Genomic DNA, 16,094 nt, shown 5'->3' with positions numbered 1-16,094 from the left:
AAGGGGTTATGCGAATAGCCTACCATCGTGATGTTGACGTGCTTTACATAAAGTTAAGGGACAGACCTGCAATTGACAGCGAACATATTGAAGAGATGGGGATTGTCCTGGACTACGATGAGCACAACCAGGTTGTGGGAATAGAAATATGGGGATGGTCAGAGAGACAGAAAAAAGGTGAGGAACTGAACATACCCCTTGAAGTAAGAGAATGTTGATGATTATAAACACATACACCCTTAAGGCAGGAGAGGTTCTCAGGGTCATAAAAGAATGCGAGGGAGTCTACACCTTTTATGTAGAGGCACGGGAGAGGGCGCTTCCTGGACAATACAACATGCTCTACGCCTTTGGTATGGGGGAGGCACCCATCACCATAGCAAGCAAGGTCGACAACTATGTGGTGCACACGGTTAGAGCGGTGGGTGATGTGACAAGACATATAGACCAGCTAAAAGAAGGCGACCTTCTCTACTGGAGAGGTCCATATGGAAACAGGTGGAACCTTGAAGAGGCTTATGGTAAGACCCTCCTGATACTTTCTGGGGGTCTCGGGCTTGCTGCCACAAGATGGGTCTTTGAGGAGGCCATGAAGGCGCCGGTGAAAAGGCTCGTGCACCTTTATGGTTCAAAGGATTATGACAGTCTTTTATACAGATACCTCTACGAGGAGTGGAGCTCGGGGGCAGAGTTTCACATAACCCTTGACAGACCAGACCCCAGATGGAAAGGAAGAGTTGGGCTCATAACAGAGCTTATCAGGGAGGTAGAGCTTGACAGGGATACTGTGGTTTTTGTCTGCGGACCCGACCCCATGGTAAAAGCCTGCGTGGGGGTGCTTCAGGAAAAGGGCGTTCCCCTCAGCAACATATACGCCTCCCTTGAGAGGCACATGAAGTGCTCCGTGGGAACATGTGGGCATTGCATGATAGGTCCTTATTTTGTCTGCAAGGACGGTCCCATATTCAGGTATGACCTTATAAGGGAATACTTTGAGAGGAAAGAGGTATGAGGGTAGGAGTTTTCAAGTTTTCCTCTTGCGATGGCTGTCAGCTTGCCTTCTTTGAGCTGGAGGAGGAGCTATTGACACTCTCAGAGGTGCTGAGCATAGACTATTTCCTTGAGGCGAGCTCCTCAAACAGGTGGGGAAAGTTTGACCTTGTCTTCGTTGAGGGTTCTGTTTCCACGCCCGAGGAGGAAGAGAGGATAAGGAGGATAAGGGAAAATTCAAAATTCCTTGTTGCCATAGGAGCCTGTGCAGTCTCGGGAGGCATTCAGTCTGCAAGAAACTTTCAGGACTTTCCAGAGCTATACTCTTCTGTCTATTCTCAGAGATACGATGTCAATCCGCATTCAAAACCCATTTCTGACTTTGTAAGGGTGGACCTTGAGATTAGAGGGTGTCCAATAAACAGAGAATCTCTAAGAGAAGTCGTAGTTGCCCTCCTGCATGGCAGGACTCCACAGCTTCCTTCTTATCCCCTCTGTCTTGAGTGCAAGAGAAGGGGAAACCCCTGCGTGGTGGTTGCTTACGGGCTCCTTTGCCTTGGACCTGTTACGGTAGCTGGATGCGGGGCCCTCTGCCCCAGCTACAAAAGGGGATGTTACGGCTGTTATGGTCCTGTGGAAAAGCCTGACCTTCAGGCTCTTCTGGAGGGCTACCGCAGGCTGGGGCTTTCTGAAGAAACCCTAAGAGAGCTTCTACAGGTCTCCTTCAACGGCTACAATAAGAGCATAAGGGAATGGCTATGAAGGTCCGGATTGATGCACTCACCAGAGTGGAAGGAGAAGGAAGCCTTGAGGTATTCCTGAGAAATGGGAGGCCAGAGAGCCTGAGGCTTTCCATCTACGAGCCTCCTAGGTTCATAGAGGGTATCCTCAGGGGCAAGCCCTATTATGTGATACCTGACATTACTGCACGTATATGTGGTATATGCCCCGTTGCCTATCAGATGAGCGGTGTCCAGGCAGTGGAAGATGCCTTTGGTGTGAAAATTCCTGAGGATGTGGAAAAGGTGAGAAGGCTCATGTATTTTGGCGAGTGGATTCAGAGCCATGCCCTTCATGTCTTTTTCCTTCATCTTCCTGACTTTTTCAGAGTCCCTTCTGTCCTTGAACTTTCAAAGGTAGACAGAGAGCTTGTGCTTGCAGGTATGGAAATAAAGCGGGCGGGTAGTCTTATAATCCAGACCCTTGGTGGCAGGACCTCCCATCCCGTTTCCGTAGTGCCGGGAGGCTTCAGCCATCTTCCAGAGAGCCTGACATCCCTGAAGGAAGTCCTGGAAAAAGCCCTTGATAAGGCTATGTGGGCTACAGAAAGGCTTGCAGAGCTACACTTTCCAGAGCTTGAGCTCTCAAATGTGCTCTTTGTCTCACTCCTTGAGGAGGACTATCCCATCCTCAAGGGAAACATACACCTTGAGGGAGAGAGGATAAGCCCCAGGGATTTTAAGGACTTCTTTGTGGAGTTTGAAGTTCCCTACTCCACCGCCAAGCATGCCATGACGAAGGATGGAAAGGTGTATGTGGTGGGTCCTCTTTCACGCTTCAACAACGCCTTTGAAAGGCTTTCAACCCTTGCAAGGGAGATGGCTACAAAAGTGGGACTTGAGCCCCCAGTAAGGAATCCCTACAGGAGCCTCCTTGTGAGAATGATAGAGTTGGTGCACTCTCTGGAAAGAGCTGTCCATATGGTAAGGGAATACAGAAGACCCGAAGTAACGAGGGTTAAAGTAGTGCCAAAAAGCTCTGAAGGCTACGGAGTTTCTGAGGCTCCGAGGGGCATTCTCTGGCACCATTACGCCTTTGACGAGGAGGGCAGGATTCTCAGTGCGGACATAGTGCCACCCACATCCCAGAACCAGAGAGTCATGGAGCTTGTGCTCTGGGAGTTCATAAGAAGACAGGATAGCCCCACAGAAGAGCTCCTCAGAGACCAGGCAGAGCCCATAATAAGAAGCTTTGACCCATGCATATCCTGTGCCACCCATTTTCTGAGGGTAAACCTGAAGTATGCTTAAAAGCCTTATCTGGCTTGAAGAGCTCCCCTCTACGCAGGACTTTTTAAAGGAAAAGAATTTTCCCGAGGGCACGGTGGTGGTAGCAAACAGGCAGACCTCCGGTCGGGGAAGACTGGGCAGAAGCTGGCACTCCCCAGAGGGTGGTCTATACTTTAGCCTTTCACTTCCGGTGGGAATAAGGGATGAGATGACCCTTCCCCTCGTGGTTGCCCACTCCGTTGCCCACTATCTGAAAAAGCTTGGCTTTATGCCTGCCATAAAGTGGGTCAACGATGTTTATGTGGGTGGCAAAAAGGTCTGTGGCGTGCTGACAGAGAGGCTCAGAGAAAGGATATTGCTGGGTGTGGGAATAAATCTCAATCAGGAGAGCTTTCCAGAGTGGATTGATGGGGCATCCCTCAGGATGCTTTCCGGGAAGACCTACCAAAGAGTGGATTTTCTCCTAGAACTTCTCACTTATTTAGAGGGGGACCTGAAGAGGCTTCAGCAAGAGGGTTTTGGAGCCTTCAGGAAAGAGATAGAGGAGAGGCTGCTTTTTAAAGAGAGCGAGGTGATTCTCTACACGCCAGAGCCTCTTGTAGGCATACTGCAGGGGATTGGGGAAGATGGAAGCCTTCTGCTCCAGACACAGGATGGTCTGAAGTCTTTCAGCGTGGGTGAAATTACCCTGAGAGCCTTTTGATGCTATACTAAAGCCATGCTGAGAATAGCCCTACCAAAAGGCAGGCTCTTTGAGGAAAGCCTGGAGCTCTTCCTGAAGAGAGGAATAATAGACAGGGGCTTTGAGGAGGGAAGAAGGCTCAGCGTAAGGGTGGGAGGATACGAGTTTCTTCTTGTAAAGCCATCAGATGTGCCCGTCTACGTGGAAAACGGGGTGGCTGACCTTGGCGTGGTGGGCAGAGATGTGCTCCTTGAGAAAAAGCCAGACCTGTATGTGCTCCTTGACCTTGGCATAGGCTTCTGCAAGATTGTGGTGGCAGGAAAGGAGGAAGGCAGAGAAAGATACCTGAAAAGCTCTTACCTCAAGGTAGCTACCAAGTATCCACGCATCACTCAGGAGTTTTTCTCAGAAAAGGGCGTGAGATGTAAGGTAATTCCACTGAGTGGCTCTGTAGAACTGGCTCCCATCATGGGACTTTCCGACTTTATAGTGGACCTTGTGCAGACGGGAAGGACTCTGAAGGAAAACAACCTAGTGGTTGTGGAAGAGATAACCACATCCACTGCCATGCTTGTTTGCAACAGGGCAAGCTACAGAAACATGCGGGAGGAGGTGATGGAAATCTTAGAAAAGCTCTTGTAAATGCACATGGAATAGAATAAATTCAGATGAGGATAACCTACGACCCAGTGGCTGATGCGGTGTATGTTTACCTGAGGGAGGTGGAAACTGTTCGTGTGGCACGCACTGAAGAAATAGCTGAGGGTATATTAGTAGACTACGACCACGAGGGCAATCCCGTCGGCATAGAAATCCTATGGCTGAAGGAAAGGAAGGCAGACCTAAGCACCATAACCACCACCATCTACTCACATTCTGCAAGCGGATAGCTGAAGGGCGGTAGCTCCAACTCTCCGTAGGGAGTTCTTACCGGGTTCTGGAGCAGTTTTTCTATGAGCTTTAGCTTGTCCTCAAGGCTTTCCGCGGGCATACCGTAGATTTTGGCAAGCTCCTCAAGCTCTGGTGCTTTGCCCAGTTTTCTGGCTATCTCCCTTGCTATCACATACACCTTCTGGTCTATTTCGGGGTATATGTCCTTTATGAAGGTGACCACATCAGAGGAGTAAACAACTACCCTGTGAACCCTTGCCATGAGCTGAACCATCTGCTCCACCGTTGTCTGCTCGTAGATATTTACCTCTTGCCCGAATTTTAACCCAGCCATAAGCTTGCCGTTTGCCTCCTGAGCATGATATATGCAGTAAGTCTGTGGCACCTCTTCCCACCCGTGCTCCATGGCCACGCTGAGAAAGGCTCCCATAGCTTCTTCTCTGCTCTGGAATATACCGGTGAGCCTTTCAAAGTCTCCATCTTCTATAGTGGCCACCACAAGGGTGCAATCTCCTAGGGGGTATTTCTCAAAGGTGGGGGATAGCTCCTGCCAGTCTGAAAAGGGTTCAAGCCCCTTCAGGTCCTGCTGAACTTCTCTAAAAAGCTTCTGTATTTTCATTTTGCCCTCCTGACTGTGCTATAATTATACAGCTTTGACTCTTTTACTGGAGGTGGTATATTGAGCATCCTCGTTGAACTTGCAGGCAGAGCGAGGGAGATAGGCGGCGTCAGGGTTTACAAGAAGAACATAGAGCGTGTGCTTTCTGCTCTGCTCAGAAGCGGAGACTTCTGGGAAGTGGTGGACATGTCAGACCTTCCAGTCCCTGCTGCCTCTGGTATAGTGAAAACTCTGGTTGAGAGGGGCATAGCTTTTATAGATGATGAAGAGAACATAAGGCTTACCCAGAAAGGTTTTGACCTTGTGAGGGAACTGGGCATAGAGCCCTACGTGGATTACGTATGTCAGGCGTGCGAAGGCAGGGGCATACCCTTCTATGCAGACATAGACTTCTACAGAGAGTTTCTTCAGGTCACAAAGGACAGGCCAAAGGCCATAAGGGATTACGACCAGGGCTCTGTCACCCCTGAGACTACCGTTGCCAGGGTCCTCTTTATGGATTCAAGGGGCGACCTCAGGAACAAAGACATTCTAGTCCTCGGTGCAGAGGACGATCTGACGGGTCTTGCAGTTGCCCTTTCAAGGAAGGCACGCAGCGTGCTGGTTATAGATATAGACAAAAGGCTCATAGACTTTGACAATAGAATCTTCAGGGAGCTAAACATAAACAACGCAGAGGCAAGGGTCTGGGACCTCAGGAATCCCTTTCCTGAGGAGATACTCGGACATTACGATGTGTTTGTCTCAGACCCACCTGAGACACTGCCGGCTTTCAGGGCCTTTATAGGCAGGGGGATAGCAACCCTCAAGGAGGATGGCGGCGTCGGATACTTTGGTCTCACCCTCAGAGACTCCTCTGTCTTCCGCTGGAGGGACTTTCAGGTGGCGCTGACCACAGAGTTCGGTGTAGCTATAACGGACATAGTCCAGGACTTTAATGCCTACATAACATGGGATTATCATCCTGAAACAAAGGCGGCAGAGGTTGCCCCAGTTAAAAGACAACCCCAGGGCGTATGGTACAGGTCTGCGTGGTATAGAATAGAGGCTCTGCCCGGCTTTAAGAGGTGGAATGAGCCAATTTCAGAGGATGTTTTCTACCTTGATGAGGAAGGCTCCACCACTTGACACAGAACTTTATGTATGCTATACTTTATAAAGATTTAGCCCCCATCGTCTAGCCCGGTCCAGGACACCGCCCTTTCAAGGCGGAGATCGCGGGTTCGAATCCCGCTGGGGGTGCTTTACAAACATGAGCGAGAAGAGAGAAGAAAACACCCAGATAGACTATCAAGCAACAGATATAAAGGCAGTCACCGGTCTTCAACACGTTCGCCTCAGGCCCTCCATGTATATAGGAGACATAGGGGAAAGGGGCTTTCATCATCTAATATGGGAAATCCTTGACAACGCCGTGGACGAACACATGGCTGGCTATGCCAGCCATATAACAGTGATAATTCATGTAGATGGCTCTGTGGCTGTGGAGGATGATGGAAGGGGAATACCTGTAGACATTCATCCAGAGACGGGTATTCCTGCCGTTCAGATGGTCTTTACCATGCTGGGGGCAGGGGGGAAGTTTGACAAGAAGGTATACAGATACTCTGGCGGTCTTCATGGCGTGGGTGCATCTGTGGTAAATGCCCTCTCCGAGTGGCTTATGGTGGAGGTTTACAGGGAGGGCAAAATTTACAAGCAGGAATACAGGAGAGGAGAGCCACTTTACCCTGTGAAGGTGGTGGGTAGCACCACAAGGCGCGGGACAAAGGTGGTTTTCAAGCCTGACCCGGAGATTTTTGAAACTACAAAAATAAAGTTTGACATAGTGGAAAGACGCATAAGGGAGCTGGCATACCTCAATCCCGATTGCACCTTCAGACTGATAGACGAAAGAAGTGGCAAGGACATAACCTTCAGGTTTGAGAAGGGCATAGAGGACCTTGTGAGGTTTCTCTCTGCTGGCAAAGAGCCCCTCTTTGAGGAGATTATAAGAATCAGAGGAGAAAGAGACGGAGTTTATGCGGATATAGCCTTCAGTTATACAAAAGACTACAGGGAGTCTGTGGAGACCTTTGTAAACAACATAAAGACCCTTGAGGGTGGGACACACCTTACAGGCTTCAGGTCTGGGCTTACAAAGGCGGTTATGAAGGTCCTTCCCAGCATAAAGCTGCAAAAAGAGCTAAAGGAAACCATAACAGGCGAAGACCTCAGGGAAGGTCTTGTGGCAGTCATATCCTGCAGGGTGCCAGAGCCGCAGTTTGAGGGTCAGACAAAAACCAAGCTGGGAAACCAGAATGTAAAAAACATAGTGGAGTCCATAACCTACGAATACCTCTCTGAATACTTTGACACCAACAGAGACCTTTTCAGACTTATAGTGGAAAAGGCTGTGGAGGCTGCCCTTGCAAGAGAAGCTGCCAAGAAGGCAAAGGAGCTGGTGCGGAGAAAGTCTCCCCTTGAGGATTCCTCTCTTCCCGGAAAGCTGGCGGACTGCTCTGAAAAGGACCCCAGCAAGTGTGAGATATTCATAGTGGAGGGCGAATCGGCAGGTGGCTCTGCCAAACAGGGCAGAGACAGGAGAACTCAGGCAATCCTGCCCCTAAGGGGCAAAATCCTTAATGTGGAGAAGGCAAGGCTTGACAAGGTTTTCTCCAACGAAGAGGTCAGAACCATAGTGAGCTCCCTTGGCTGTGGCATAGGTGAAGACCTTGACACTTCAAAGCTAAGGTATCACAGAATAATATTGATGACGGATGCTGACGTGGACGGCTCGCACATAAGGACGCTCCTTCTTACCTTCTTTTACAGATACATGCCAAAGCTGATAGAAGAGGGGCACCTTTACATAGCTCAGCCGCCCCTTTACAGGGTCAAAAAGGGCAAGAAGGTTCAGTATCTCAAAGATGATAGGGAGCTTGAGGGCTTTCTGCTCAAAGCCCTTGAAGAAGAAGCATTGCTCACAGACAGCAATGGAACAGAGCTCAGGGGTGAGGCACTCCTCCAGGTCCTTAGAGAAATCAGAGATATTGAAGAAAGCTACAGGGCAATAGCAAGGCTCAAGGGTGAGGACATTCTCAGAGCCCTTCTGACCGCAGGGCTTACGGAGGAAAGCCTCAGAGATGCTTCAACCCTCAGCCAGAAGGTGAAAGAGCTGGAGAAAGAGCTCCCAGACATGGTCATAGATGTGCGCTATGACAGGCTTGAGGATGCCTATGAAATAGTCTTCAGAGACAGGCTTACGGGCAGAAGGGTAATGGTGGATGCGGACTTCCTTTCTTCTCTCTCTTACAGGTCCCTCCTTGAGGGCTCTAAGGTGAGGTTTCCCGTGAAGGTTTCTTACGAAAGGAAGACGGTGGAGATTGAAGCTCCTCAGGACTTTTATTCAAAGGTTTTTGAGCTCGTCAAAGAGTCCTTTGAAATACAGAGATATAAAGGTCTTGGGGAGATGAACCCAGAACAGCTCTGGGAAACCACCATGAACCCGGCCACAAGGAGGCTTCTGAAGGTTACCATAGAAGACGCTGCAGAGGCAGACAGGATATTCTCCATACTGATGGGAGAAGAAGTGGAGCCCAGAAGGGAGTTTATAGAGGCCTATGCAAGAGAGGTAAGGAACCTTGACGTTTAAGAGAATAGTAGTGGGCATAGATGGCTCAAGTGCTGGCTGGACTGCCAAGGATTACGCCTTTGAGCTGGGGGAGAAGCTATCCATTCCTGTGGTGGGCGTTCACATAATAGACAGCAGGCTTCTGGAGGAGAGCTTTCTGGAAGACCTTGCTGGCGTGCTGGGCTTTACCTATTATCTGGGCATATCCCAGAAGGTGAGAGATTTCTTTGAGGAGCAGGCAAATGCCCTGATTGAGGAGTTTCTCACTGAAGGAAGGCAGAGAGGAATAAGGGTTTCCTCTTTCCAGACGGTGGGAATTCCCTATGAGGAGCTTGTTAATCAGGTAGACCCGGAGGACCTTCTCATAATCGGGAGAAGCGGGAAAAGACCGGTGAGGGGCTTTCTTCTGAGCTCCACTGCAGAGGTGGTATCAAGAAGGAGCAGGGCTCCCGTTATGCTTGTGCCTGAAGAAAAGGCCCCAGTAAGCAATATATGTGTTGCCTACGACGGAGGAGAGGTATCAAAGAAGGTCCTGAAACTGGCAAGAGAGCTTTCAGGGATATACGGTGCCCGGCTTCATGCCCTCTACGTAGGAGAAGAGCCACCTGAAAAGCCCGAGGGAGTTGAGCTTCAGGTTGTGCCCGGGATACCGGAAGAAAGAATATTAAGCCACTGTCAGGAGACAGGTGTTGACCTTCTTCTTATGGGTGCTTACTCAAAGGGTAGGGTTAGGGAGCTTTTCCTTGGAAGCGTCACCAGCTTTGTGATGCATCACATAAACATACCCCTTCTTCTGGTGAAGTGATATGGGGAAGCTCTATGTGGTGGCTACGCCCATCGGAAACCTCAAAGACATAACCCTGAGGGCTCTTGAGGTCCTCCAGAGCGTGAACTTTATAGCCTGTGAAGACACAAGGAGAACCCTCATACTGCTAAACCACTACAACATAAAGGAAAAAAAACTCATATCCTACTACGAGCCCAAGGAAAGCGTGCAGGTGCCAAAGGTGCTCAAGCTCCTTGAAAAGGAAGACGTGGCGCTGGTGAGCGATGCGGGCATGCCATCCATTTCAGACCCGGGTTACAGGCTAATTAGAGCCTGCATAGAAAAGGGCATTCCAGTGGAGGTCGTCCCCGGACCAAGTGCAGTGCTTACAGCCCTTGTGGGCTCGGGCCTGCCCACCGACAGGTTTGCCTTTGTGGGCTTTTTGCCACGAAAGGGGCTTGAGAAGTTCTATGAAGAGCTAAAAGCTTATACAGACACTACCCTCATAGCCTTTGAGTCACCCAACAGACTCCTGAAAAGCTTGCAGGCGATGGAGAAAGTCTACGGTGGGGAGCTTCCCGTTTGCGTTGCCAGAGAGCTCACAAAGCTTCACGAAGAATACATCAGAGGTAAACTTTCTGAGGTGCTCAAAGAGCTGGAAGGCAGGGGAGATATAAAGGGTGAGGTGGTTGTGTCGTGGAGGATTTCATGACAGACCCACAGCTCCTTGACCGCTGGGATAAGGAATACTTCTGGCATCCTTTCACCCAGATGAAGGTCTACCGGGAGGAGGAAAACCTCATATTTGAAAGGGGAGAGGGCGTTTATCTGTATGACATAAAGGGGAGGAGATTTATTGATGCCATATCTTCGCTGTGGTGCAACGTGCACGGACACAACCACCCAGAGCTAAACAGAGCCCTCATTGAACAGCTTCAGAAGGTGGCTCACACCACCACCCTCGGAAGCTCCAACGTGCCTGCCATATTGTTGGCAAAAAGGCTCATGGAGATTGCTCCAGAGGGTCTTACAAAGGTCTTTTATTCGGAGGACGGTGCGGAGGCAGTGGAGATTGCCCTCAAGCTGGCTTATCAGTACTGGAGAAACATAGGAGAAAGGAGAAGGGTCTTTATTACCCTTTCGGAAGCCTACCATGGGGACACCCTTGGAGCGGTAAGCGTTGGAGGCATTGACCTTTTTCATGGCACCTACAGAGACCTGCTCTTTGAAACCATAAAGCTACCTTCACCCTACCTATTCTGCAGAGAGAGATATGGCGGGCTCTGTGAAGAGTGCAGGGATGAGCTTTTGAGCATGCTGGAGGAGACTCTCAAGAGCAGGGATGACATTGTGGCAGTTAGCCTTGAGGCGGGCATTCAGGGTGCAGCGGGCATGCTTCCCTTTCCAAGGGGCTTTTTAAGGGGTGTGAGAGAGCTAACGAGAAAGTACAACACACTCCTTATAGTGGACGAGGTGGCAACGGGCTTTGGAAGGACGGGAAGTATGTTTTACTGTGAGCAGGAAGGGGTTAGCCCTGACTTTATGTGCCTCGGAAAGGGCATCACTGGAGGATATCTTCCCCTTGCGGCAACGCTCACCACAGAGGAGGTCTTCAACGCCTTTCTGGGAGAGTTTGGAGAGCTAAAGCACTTCTATCATGGACACACCTACACGGGCAACAACCTCGCCTGTGCGGTGGCTCTGGCAAACCTTGAGGTCTTTGAGAAGGAGAAAACTCTGGAAAAACTCCAGCCCAAGATAGAGCATCTCTCAAAGAGGCTCCAGGAGTTCTGGGAGCTTCCCCACGTGGGAGATGTGCGACAGCTGGGCTTTATGGCAGGCATAGAGCTGGTAAAGGACAGAAGCACCGGCGAGAAGTTCCCCTACGGAGAAAGAACCGGCTTTAAGGTTGCTTACAGATGCAGAGAAAGGGGCGTCTTTCTCAGACCCCTGGGCGATGTGATGGTGCTCATGATGCCACTGGTGATAAGCCTTGAGGATATGGACTATGTGCTGGACACTCTCAAGTGGGCTATAGCTCAGCTTTGAACCTGTCCTTCAGTGTTTCTGTCTCCACAAAGAGCTTTTTTGAGAAGTCCACCACCACTTCTAAAAGTTCGCCAAGCTCTTCCGGGAGGTATGTGTGAGCTATCTTGTTTCTCAGAAGCCTCGCACTGAGCCAGAGCTCCGCATCTTTAACAAAACCCGCCCTCTAAAGCCTGAGAAGTCTGTTTCTCAGAGTGTCTGACTTTTTGCCAAAAAGATACAGCTCAAGGGTGGTAAAAAAGCTCAGTACGGTTTCCACAAACTTTTCAAACCTGAAGCTCATAGCATCATACCTTTCAAGCTCCTCCGGCTCATATTCCCTCTTTGGGTCGTAGGGTGTGTAGCCCTTTATGGAAGCCTCCAGAAGTCTTTTGCTTTTCAGCACATCTTCAAAGCTCTTCTGGACGAATCCTTTTTGCATTCTTCAGCATCTCTCTGAAAAAGGGCTTATCTCTGTAGACGAGCACGTCTATGTCCTGCTCGCATTCCATGAAAAACTTTGTCTGAACTCTGAGGGCGAGCTCTACGGGGTTTTCCGGCTTTGAAGGAATCAGCAATATGTCTATGTCCCCACCCCTGAGGTCGTCCCTCAGCCTTGAGCCAAAGAGATAAACCTCACCCTCAAAGCCTTCAAGTGCTTTCTTTAGAGCCCTTCTCTCCTCCTCCGACAGCCTCATCGCACAGCCTCAACAATTCTACCCTGTTTCCCCTGTCCGTCTCAAAGACTTTCTGGGTCTGTGTCTTTGCTCTGAGCACATAACCAAGGGCAAGAGGTCTGAGAGGGCTCACAGAAGTTATAACGCCTATGTCTTTGTCTTCATGCCTTATCTTCTCACCCTCTGAAAGCCCCTCACCTTCAAAGAGTGCCAGCACCCTCGGAAGCCTTCCCCTGTAGTGGACCCTTGCTATGGCTTCCTGACCCACATAACAGCCCTTTGTAAGGCTTATGGCATATTTTAGAAGGCACGCCTCAAGAGGGGAAAAGCCATCCTTTAACTCTTTGCCAAGCGCTGGCACGAGCCTTTCAACCCTGAGGTCTTCAAACTCCTCCTCAGAGAGCTCTTTTCCGGGAAGCTCCAGACCCGAGAGGTCTCCCACAAGGTCGTAGCCCTTCTCTCTGAGCCTTATGGGGTTGCAGGCTACAAGAACACCCTTCGCCTCCCTTACCTCACCCTCCTGCTGTGCAAAACCGAAGCGAGAAAGGAGAAACTCATCTACACCTTCACCAAAGACAAAAACATGCTCCATGCTGAGCACCTCAAAGTAAACCCTCATGGAGAGCTTAAGACGGTTGAACTCCTCCACCACCCTATCAGGGTCAAGGGGGGTATCAAGCAGGTAGCTGTCCCCCAGCCTGTAGACAAAAAATTCCCCTATAGGAAAGCCGTTCTGTCTGAGCCAGAGGTTGTAAGTGAGGGTGTTTTCTTTCATACCCTTTATGTCGTTGGTGAGCAGGTTGTGCAGGAAGGCGGTATGCTCTTCTGCCATGCCCTTTGGAAGTAATTTACCGGTTTTTCCGTAGACCTTTATCTTTCCTCTCCTTAACCTGAGCCATTGCATAGGTGAAAATTATCTGAAAAGCAGAACTCCCTTTCAATGACAGGGGTCAAGCCTACGTCTTTCTCAGCTTCACGAAACCATAAAGCACCATCAGGATGGTCAGTCCGGCCATCAGGTAGACTACAAACTCCTTCAAAAGATGTGGAACTACAAAAAGAAGGATTATGGCTGTGGCTATCATAAAGCCGAGGGTTATAACGCTCATGGCGAGTCTGTTTATATCTTTTCTAAGGTCTTCAATAAGCTTTTCCTCTCCAGTATAATCAACGGATACCCTCAGCTCTCCTCTCTCCAGCTCTCTTAAGAACTTCTTTGTCTTTGGCACCGCCTCAAGCCCCAGCTTCGTGAGCATTAGAGTGTTCTTCACAAACTCACTTTTTGTGAGCATGGGAAATATCATGCGCCTGAACCCCTTTTTCACAAGAGGCTCTATCTCCTTAACAAGCCTGAAGTCCGGGTCAAGCTGTATGGCAGTCCCCTCCGCAAGAGCGAGGGTTTTAAGAAGAAGGAATAGGTCTGAGGGCAGTTTCATCCTGTATTTGTAGGAAAGCCTCAGAGTGTCGTTCACTACCTTGGAGAGTTTGACCTCCCTCACGGGTTGCATAAAGTAGTAAGAAAAGAGTATTTCAAGCTCCCTGCTGAGGAATTTCTCGCTCCTTGTTCTCGCAGAAACTCCAAGATCGTAGAGGGCATCCATCACAAGGTCAAGGTCATTCCTGAGTATGCCATACATGAGCTGAAAGAGGTTTAGCCTGTCCATGTTGCTCACAGTGCCCACCATGCCGTAGTCCAGAAGGGCTATTCTTCCATCTTTCATGACAAGAAAGTTCCCCGGATGTGGGTCAGCATGGAAGAAGCCATCTTCAAATATCATCTTTATGTATATCCTTGCACCTCTCTTCGCAAGAGCCCTGAGGTCGTATCCCGCTTTTGTTAGTTCAGGCACGCTGTTTATCTTTATGCCCTCCACATACTCAAGGCACAGAACCCTCCTCGTAGTGTAGTCCCAATAAACCTCTGGCATGTAGACACCCCTGTAATCCTGAAAATTCTTTCTAAAGGTTTCACAGTTCCTCCCCTCCCTTATGTAGTCCAGTTCATTCCTTATGGTGTAAGAAAACTCCTCCACAAGGGACTGTATGTTCCACCTTCTACCAAGTTCTGTTCTTGAAGCTCTTTCTGCAAACTCTTCAAGTATGGCAAGGTCCTCTTCTATTTCCTTCTCTACACCGGGCTTCTGGACCTTGAGCACTACCTCCTTTCCATCCTTTAGCCTTGCCCTGTGCACCTGCCCTATGGATGCGGAGGCAAGGGGCTCATCCTCAAAGTATTCAAAGACCTCCTCCACAGGCTTGCCAAGCTCTTCTTCAATTATCCTCCTTATCTGCTCCGGTTCCGAGGGTGGAACCCTGTCCTGAAGTTTTGAAAGCTCAAGTATGTAGCTTTCTGGCATAATGTCTGGCCTAGTGCTGAGTATCTGACCTATCTTTATGAAGGTTACTCCAAGCTCCTCAAAAGCAAGCCTAAGATGTTCCTCCTCCCTGTAGGGCTCCTTCTTCTTTCTGTGTCCCATGACACCCCAGTGGAAGGGAAGTAAATAACCAAGTCCAGCTTTTGCCAACACAAAGCCAAAGCCATGCTTTGCAAGAACTTTTGCTATGTGTAGTTTCCTTCTGGTGTGTGCCATATTTAAAGCATACCTAAAACCCTATGACCTCTGCTATAATCTTTTAACCTAAAAATCTTCTGGAGGCAGGCATGAAGCTGCACGAGCATCAGGCAAAGGAGCTTCTGAAAAGATACGGACTACCCGTTCCAGAGGGAAGGGTTGCCTTTTCTCCACAGGAGGCTCTGCAGGCGGCAGAAGAACTCGGTGAGTTTCCCCTTGTGGTAAAGGCACAAGTGCACTGTGGTGGGCGTGGAAAGGCTGGAGGCGTAAAGCTGGTCAGGAATATGGATGAGCTTCAGCAGGCGGTAGAGGGAATGCTTGGCAAGGTTCTCAAAACCTTTCAGTGTCCCGATGGCAAGCCCGTCAGCAGGGTCTGGATAGAGAAGGCGACCAACATTGAAAGGGAATACTACCTTTCCATTACCCTTGACAGGGCGGTTTCAAAGCCCGTGCTCATGGCTTCTTCGGAAGGTGGTATGGAAATAGAGGAAGTGGCAAAGGAAAAGCCCGAAGCCATACACATGCTACACATAGACCCAGCCCTTGGTCTTATGCCCTCTCAGGCAAGAAAAATAGCCTTCAGACTGGGGCTTCCGGTAAACGAGTTTGTGAAGATAGCTCTGGCTCTATACAGAGCATACATGGAGCTGGATGCAAGCCTTGTGGAGATAAACCCTCTTGTGCTCACTAAGGAGGGAAGCCTTGTGCTTTTAGACGCCAAGGTGGAGCTGGATGACAATGCCCTCCTCAGGCACAGAGACCTTGAAGAAATTGAAGACCTCACCCAGCTTGACCCCCTTGAGGTGGAGGCAAAAAAATACAACCTCAACTACATAAAGCTGGATGGGAACATAGGCTGTATGGTAAACGGTGCAGGACTTGCCATGACCACCATGGACATAATAAAGCTTGCCGGAGGCGAGCCCGCCAACTTCCTTGACGTGGGTGGAGGAGCAAACGTGGAACAGATAGCCAACGCCTTCAGAATACTCATGGCAGACCCAAATGTAAAGGCAGTCTTTATAAACATCTTTGGTGGAATTCTGCGTTGCGACAGGCTGGCAAATGGTCTCATAGAGGCAGCAAAAATCGTGGAGATAAAGGTGCCCGTGGTTGTCCGCATGGAGGGCACCAACGTTGAGGAGGGAAGAAGACTCCTTGCAGAATCTGGGCTCAACTTCATAAACGCAGAGGACATGTGGGATGGAGCCAAAAAGGCAGTGGAGAAGGCATCTAAAGGAGGTTAGAC

General features: G+C 49.7%; 18 protein-coding genes and 1 tRNA gene. 14 read left to right on the top strand and 5 right to left on the bottom strand.

What is annotated here, in order from left to right; translation table 11 throughout:
* Nucleotides 1–8: 8 nt before the first annotated feature.
* The 7 genes from ACKRDP_RS04345 to ACKRDP_RS04315 are packed head-to-tail and all read left to right on the top strand — an operon-like array spanning nucleotide 9 to nucleotide 4,571.
* Nucleotides 9–218, top strand: a complete 210-nt coding sequence (locus ACKRDP_RS04345; protein WP_409153528.1) for a DUF2283 domain-containing protein — start codon at nucleotides 9–11, stop codon at nucleotides 216–218.
* Nucleotides 212–1,012: an FAD/NAD(P)-binding protein gene (locus ACKRDP_RS04340; RefSeq protein ID WP_409153527.1), complete on the top strand. Its 801-nt coding sequence runs from the start codon at nucleotides 212–214 to the stop codon at nucleotides 1,010–1,012. Before ACKRDP_RS04345 ends, ACKRDP_RS04340 begins: the two co-directional genes overlap by 7 nt.
* Complete coding sequence (locus ACKRDP_RS04335) at nucleotides 1,009–1,752, top strand: NADH-quinone oxidoreductase subunit B family protein (RefSeq protein WP_409153526.1); 744 nt, start codon at nucleotides 1,009–1,011, stop codon at nucleotides 1,750–1,752. The genes ACKRDP_RS04340 and ACKRDP_RS04335 overlap by 4 nt, the downstream gene beginning before the upstream one ends.
* Nucleotides 1,749–3,020, top strand: coding sequence for a Ni/Fe hydrogenase subunit alpha (locus ACKRDP_RS04330; protein WP_409153525.1), 1,272 nt, complete (start codon nucleotides 1,749–1,751; stop codon nucleotides 3,018–3,020). The genes ACKRDP_RS04335 and ACKRDP_RS04330 overlap by 4 nt, the downstream gene beginning before the upstream one ends.
* Entirely contained in the window at nucleotides 3,013–3,702 is a 690-nt protein-coding gene (locus tag ACKRDP_RS04325; protein WP_409153524.1) for a biotin--[acetyl-CoA-carboxylase] ligase, read from the top strand. The genes ACKRDP_RS04330 and ACKRDP_RS04325 overlap by 8 nt, the downstream gene beginning before the upstream one ends.
* Nucleotides 3,703–3,717: 15 nt before the next feature.
* Nucleotides 3,718–4,323: an ATP phosphoribosyltransferase gene (gene hisG, locus ACKRDP_RS04320; RefSeq protein ID WP_409153523.1), complete on the top strand. Its 606-nt coding sequence runs from the start codon at nucleotides 3,718–3,720 to the stop codon at nucleotides 4,321–4,323.
* 26 nt (nucleotides 4,324–4,349) lie between these two features.
* Nucleotides 4,350–4,571 carry a DUF2283 domain-containing protein gene (locus ACKRDP_RS04315; protein WP_409153522.1) on the top strand — a complete coding sequence of 74 codons (222 nt, stop codon included), beginning with the start codon at nucleotides 4,350–4,352 and terminating at the stop codon, nucleotides 4,569–4,571.
* Here ACKRDP_RS04315 and ACKRDP_RS04310 read toward each other — a convergent pair.
* Complete coding sequence (locus ACKRDP_RS04310) at nucleotides 4,547–5,191, bottom strand: hypothetical protein (protein WP_409153521.1); 645 nt, start codon at nucleotides 5,189–5,191, stop codon at nucleotides 4,547–4,549. The genes ACKRDP_RS04315 and ACKRDP_RS04310 overlap by 25 nt on opposite strands.
* A gap of 60 nt (nucleotides 5,192–5,251) precedes the next feature.
* Here ACKRDP_RS04310 and ACKRDP_RS04305 point away from each other — a divergent pair, with 60 nt between their 5' ends.
* The 6 genes from ACKRDP_RS04305 to bioA all read left to right on the top strand — a co-directional run bounded on the left by ACKRDP_RS04305 (nucleotide 5,252) and on the right by bioA (nucleotide 11,619).
* On the top strand, nucleotides 5,252–6,319 hold the full coding sequence (locus tag ACKRDP_RS04305; RefSeq protein WP_409153520.1) for a bis-aminopropyl spermidine synthase family protein: 1,068 nt from the start codon (nucleotides 5,252–5,254) through the stop codon (nucleotides 6,317–6,319).
* A gap of 38 nt (nucleotides 6,320–6,357) precedes the next feature.
* Nucleotides 6,358–6,433, top strand: a tRNA-Glu gene (locus tag ACKRDP_RS04300).
* Nucleotides 6,434–6,443: 10 nt separating this feature from the next.
* Nucleotides 6,444–8,825, top strand: coding sequence for a DNA topoisomerase (ATP-hydrolyzing) subunit B (gyrB, locus tag ACKRDP_RS04295; protein ID WP_409153519.1), 2,382 nt, complete (start codon nucleotides 6,444–6,446; stop codon nucleotides 8,823–8,825).
* Nucleotides 8,815–9,609, top strand: coding sequence for a universal stress protein (locus ACKRDP_RS04290; RefSeq protein ID WP_409153518.1), 795 nt, complete (start codon nucleotides 8,815–8,817; stop codon nucleotides 9,607–9,609). Before gyrB ends, ACKRDP_RS04290 begins: the two co-directional genes overlap by 11 nt.
* A gap of 1 nt (nucleotide 9,610) precedes the next feature.
* Complete coding sequence (gene rsmI / locus ACKRDP_RS04285; protein WP_409153517.1) at nucleotides 9,611–10,282, top strand: 16S rRNA (cytidine(1402)-2'-O)-methyltransferase; 672 nt, start codon at nucleotides 9,611–9,613, stop codon at nucleotides 10,280–10,282.
* Entirely contained in the window at nucleotides 10,279–11,619 is a 1,341-nt protein-coding gene (bioA, locus tag ACKRDP_RS04280) for an adenosylmethionine--8-amino-7-oxononanoate transaminase (RefSeq protein ID WP_409153624.1), read from the top strand. The genes rsmI and bioA overlap by 4 nt, the downstream gene beginning before the upstream one ends.
* Nucleotides 11,620–11,782: 163 nt before the next feature.
* Here the strand turns inward: bioA and ACKRDP_RS04275 are convergent, their stop codons facing one another.
* From ACKRDP_RS04275 to ACKRDP_RS04260, 4 genes are read right to left on the bottom strand one after another with little or no spacing between them, the layout of a single operon-like run.
* The gene (locus ACKRDP_RS04275) at nucleotides 11,783–12,037 is read right to left on the bottom strand and encodes a hypothetical protein (RefSeq protein WP_409153516.1); all 255 of its coding nucleotides are present in this window, start codon (nucleotides 12,035–12,037) and stop codon (nucleotides 11,783–11,785) included.
* Complete coding sequence (locus tag ACKRDP_RS04270) at nucleotides 12,006–12,293, bottom strand: nucleotidyltransferase domain-containing protein (protein WP_409153515.1); 288 nt, start codon at nucleotides 12,291–12,293, stop codon at nucleotides 12,006–12,008. Before ACKRDP_RS04270 ends, ACKRDP_RS04275 begins: the two co-directional genes overlap by 32 nt.
* A complete protein-coding gene (gene ygfZ / locus ACKRDP_RS04265) occupies nucleotides 12,247–13,176 on the bottom strand; it encodes a CAF17-like 4Fe-4S cluster assembly/insertion protein YgfZ (RefSeq protein ID WP_409153514.1) in 930 nt (309 codons plus the stop codon). Before ygfZ ends, ACKRDP_RS04270 begins: the two co-directional genes overlap by 47 nt.
* Nucleotides 13,177–13,228: 52 nt before the next feature.
* Complete coding sequence (locus ACKRDP_RS04260) at nucleotides 13,229–14,863, bottom strand: ABC1 kinase family protein (RefSeq protein ID WP_409153513.1); 1,635 nt, start codon at nucleotides 14,861–14,863, stop codon at nucleotides 13,229–13,231.
* Between the two features lie 71 nt (nucleotides 14,864–14,934).
* Here ACKRDP_RS04260 and sucC point away from each other — a divergent pair, with 71 nt between their 5' ends.
* Nucleotides 14,935–16,092 carry an ADP-forming succinate--CoA ligase subunit beta gene (sucC, locus tag ACKRDP_RS04255; RefSeq protein WP_409153512.1) on the top strand — a complete coding sequence of 386 codons (1,158 nt, stop codon included), beginning with the start codon at nucleotides 14,935–14,937 and terminating at the stop codon, nucleotides 16,090–16,092.
* The last annotated feature ends 2 nt before the right edge of the window (nucleotides 16,093–16,094 follow it).

Origin of the sequence: Pampinifervens navoyensis (assembly GCF_046159715.1) — a bacterium.
Taxonomy (GTDB): Bacteria; Aquificota; Aquificia; order Aquificales; family Aquificaceae; genus Pampinifervens.
Note: the sequence above shows the minus strand (reverse complement) of the source record. Positions and strands in the feature narration are given on the sequence as shown.

Coding starts and splice junctions, on each gene's coding strand:
- ACKRDP_RS04275 (WP_409153516.1), bottom strand. CDS start 12,037: ATGCAAAAAGGATTCGTCCAGAAGAGCTTTGAAGATGTGCTGAAAAGC.
- rsmI (WP_409153517.1), top strand. CDS start 9,611: ATGGGGAAGCTCTATGTGGTGGCTACGCCCATCGGAAACCTCAAAGAC.
- hisG (WP_409153523.1), top strand. CDS start 3,718: ATGCTGAGAATAGCCCTACCAAAAGGCAGGCTCTTTGAGGAAAGCCTG.
- gyrB (WP_409153519.1), top strand. CDS start 6,444: ATGAGCGAGAAGAGAGAAGAAAACACCCAGATAGACTATCAAGCAACA.
- ACKRDP_RS04335 (WP_409153526.1), top strand. CDS start 1,009: ATGAGGGTAGGAGTTTTCAAGTTTTCCTCTTGCGATGGCTGTCAGCTT.
- ACKRDP_RS04340 (WP_409153527.1), top strand. CDS start 212: ATGTTGATGATTATAAACACATACACCCTTAAGGCAGGAGAGGTTCTC.
- ACKRDP_RS04345 (WP_409153528.1), top strand. CDS start 9: ATGCGAATAGCCTACCATCGTGATGTTGACGTGCTTTACATAAAGTTA.
- bioA (WP_409153624.1), top strand. CDS start 10,279: ATGACAGACCCACAGCTCCTTGACCGCTGGGATAAGGAATACTTCTGG.
- ACKRDP_RS04270 (WP_409153515.1), bottom strand. CDS start 12,293: ATGAGGCTGTCGGAGGAGGAGAGAAGGGCTCTAAAGAAAGCACTTGAA.
- ACKRDP_RS04325 (WP_409153524.1), top strand. CDS start 3,013: ATGCTTAAAAGCCTTATCTGGCTTGAAGAGCTCCCCTCTACGCAGGAC.
- sucC (WP_409153512.1), top strand. CDS start 14,935: ATGAAGCTGCACGAGCATCAGGCAAAGGAGCTTCTGAAAAGATACGGA.
- ACKRDP_RS04315 (WP_409153522.1), top strand. CDS start 4,350: ATGAGGATAACCTACGACCCAGTGGCTGATGCGGTGTATGTTTACCTG.
- ACKRDP_RS04310 (WP_409153521.1), bottom strand. CDS start 5,191: ATGAAAATACAGAAGCTTTTTAGAGAAGTTCAGCAGGACCTGAAGGGG.
- ACKRDP_RS04330 (WP_409153525.1), top strand. CDS start 1,749: ATGAAGGTCCGGATTGATGCACTCACCAGAGTGGAAGGAGAAGGAAGC.
- ygfZ (WP_409153514.1), bottom strand. CDS start 13,176: ATGCAATGGCTCAGGTTAAGGAGAGGAAAGATAAAGGTCTACGGAAAA.
- ACKRDP_RS04260 (WP_409153513.1), bottom strand. CDS start 14,863: ATGGCACACACCAGAAGGAAACTACACATAGCAAAAGTTCTTGCAAAG.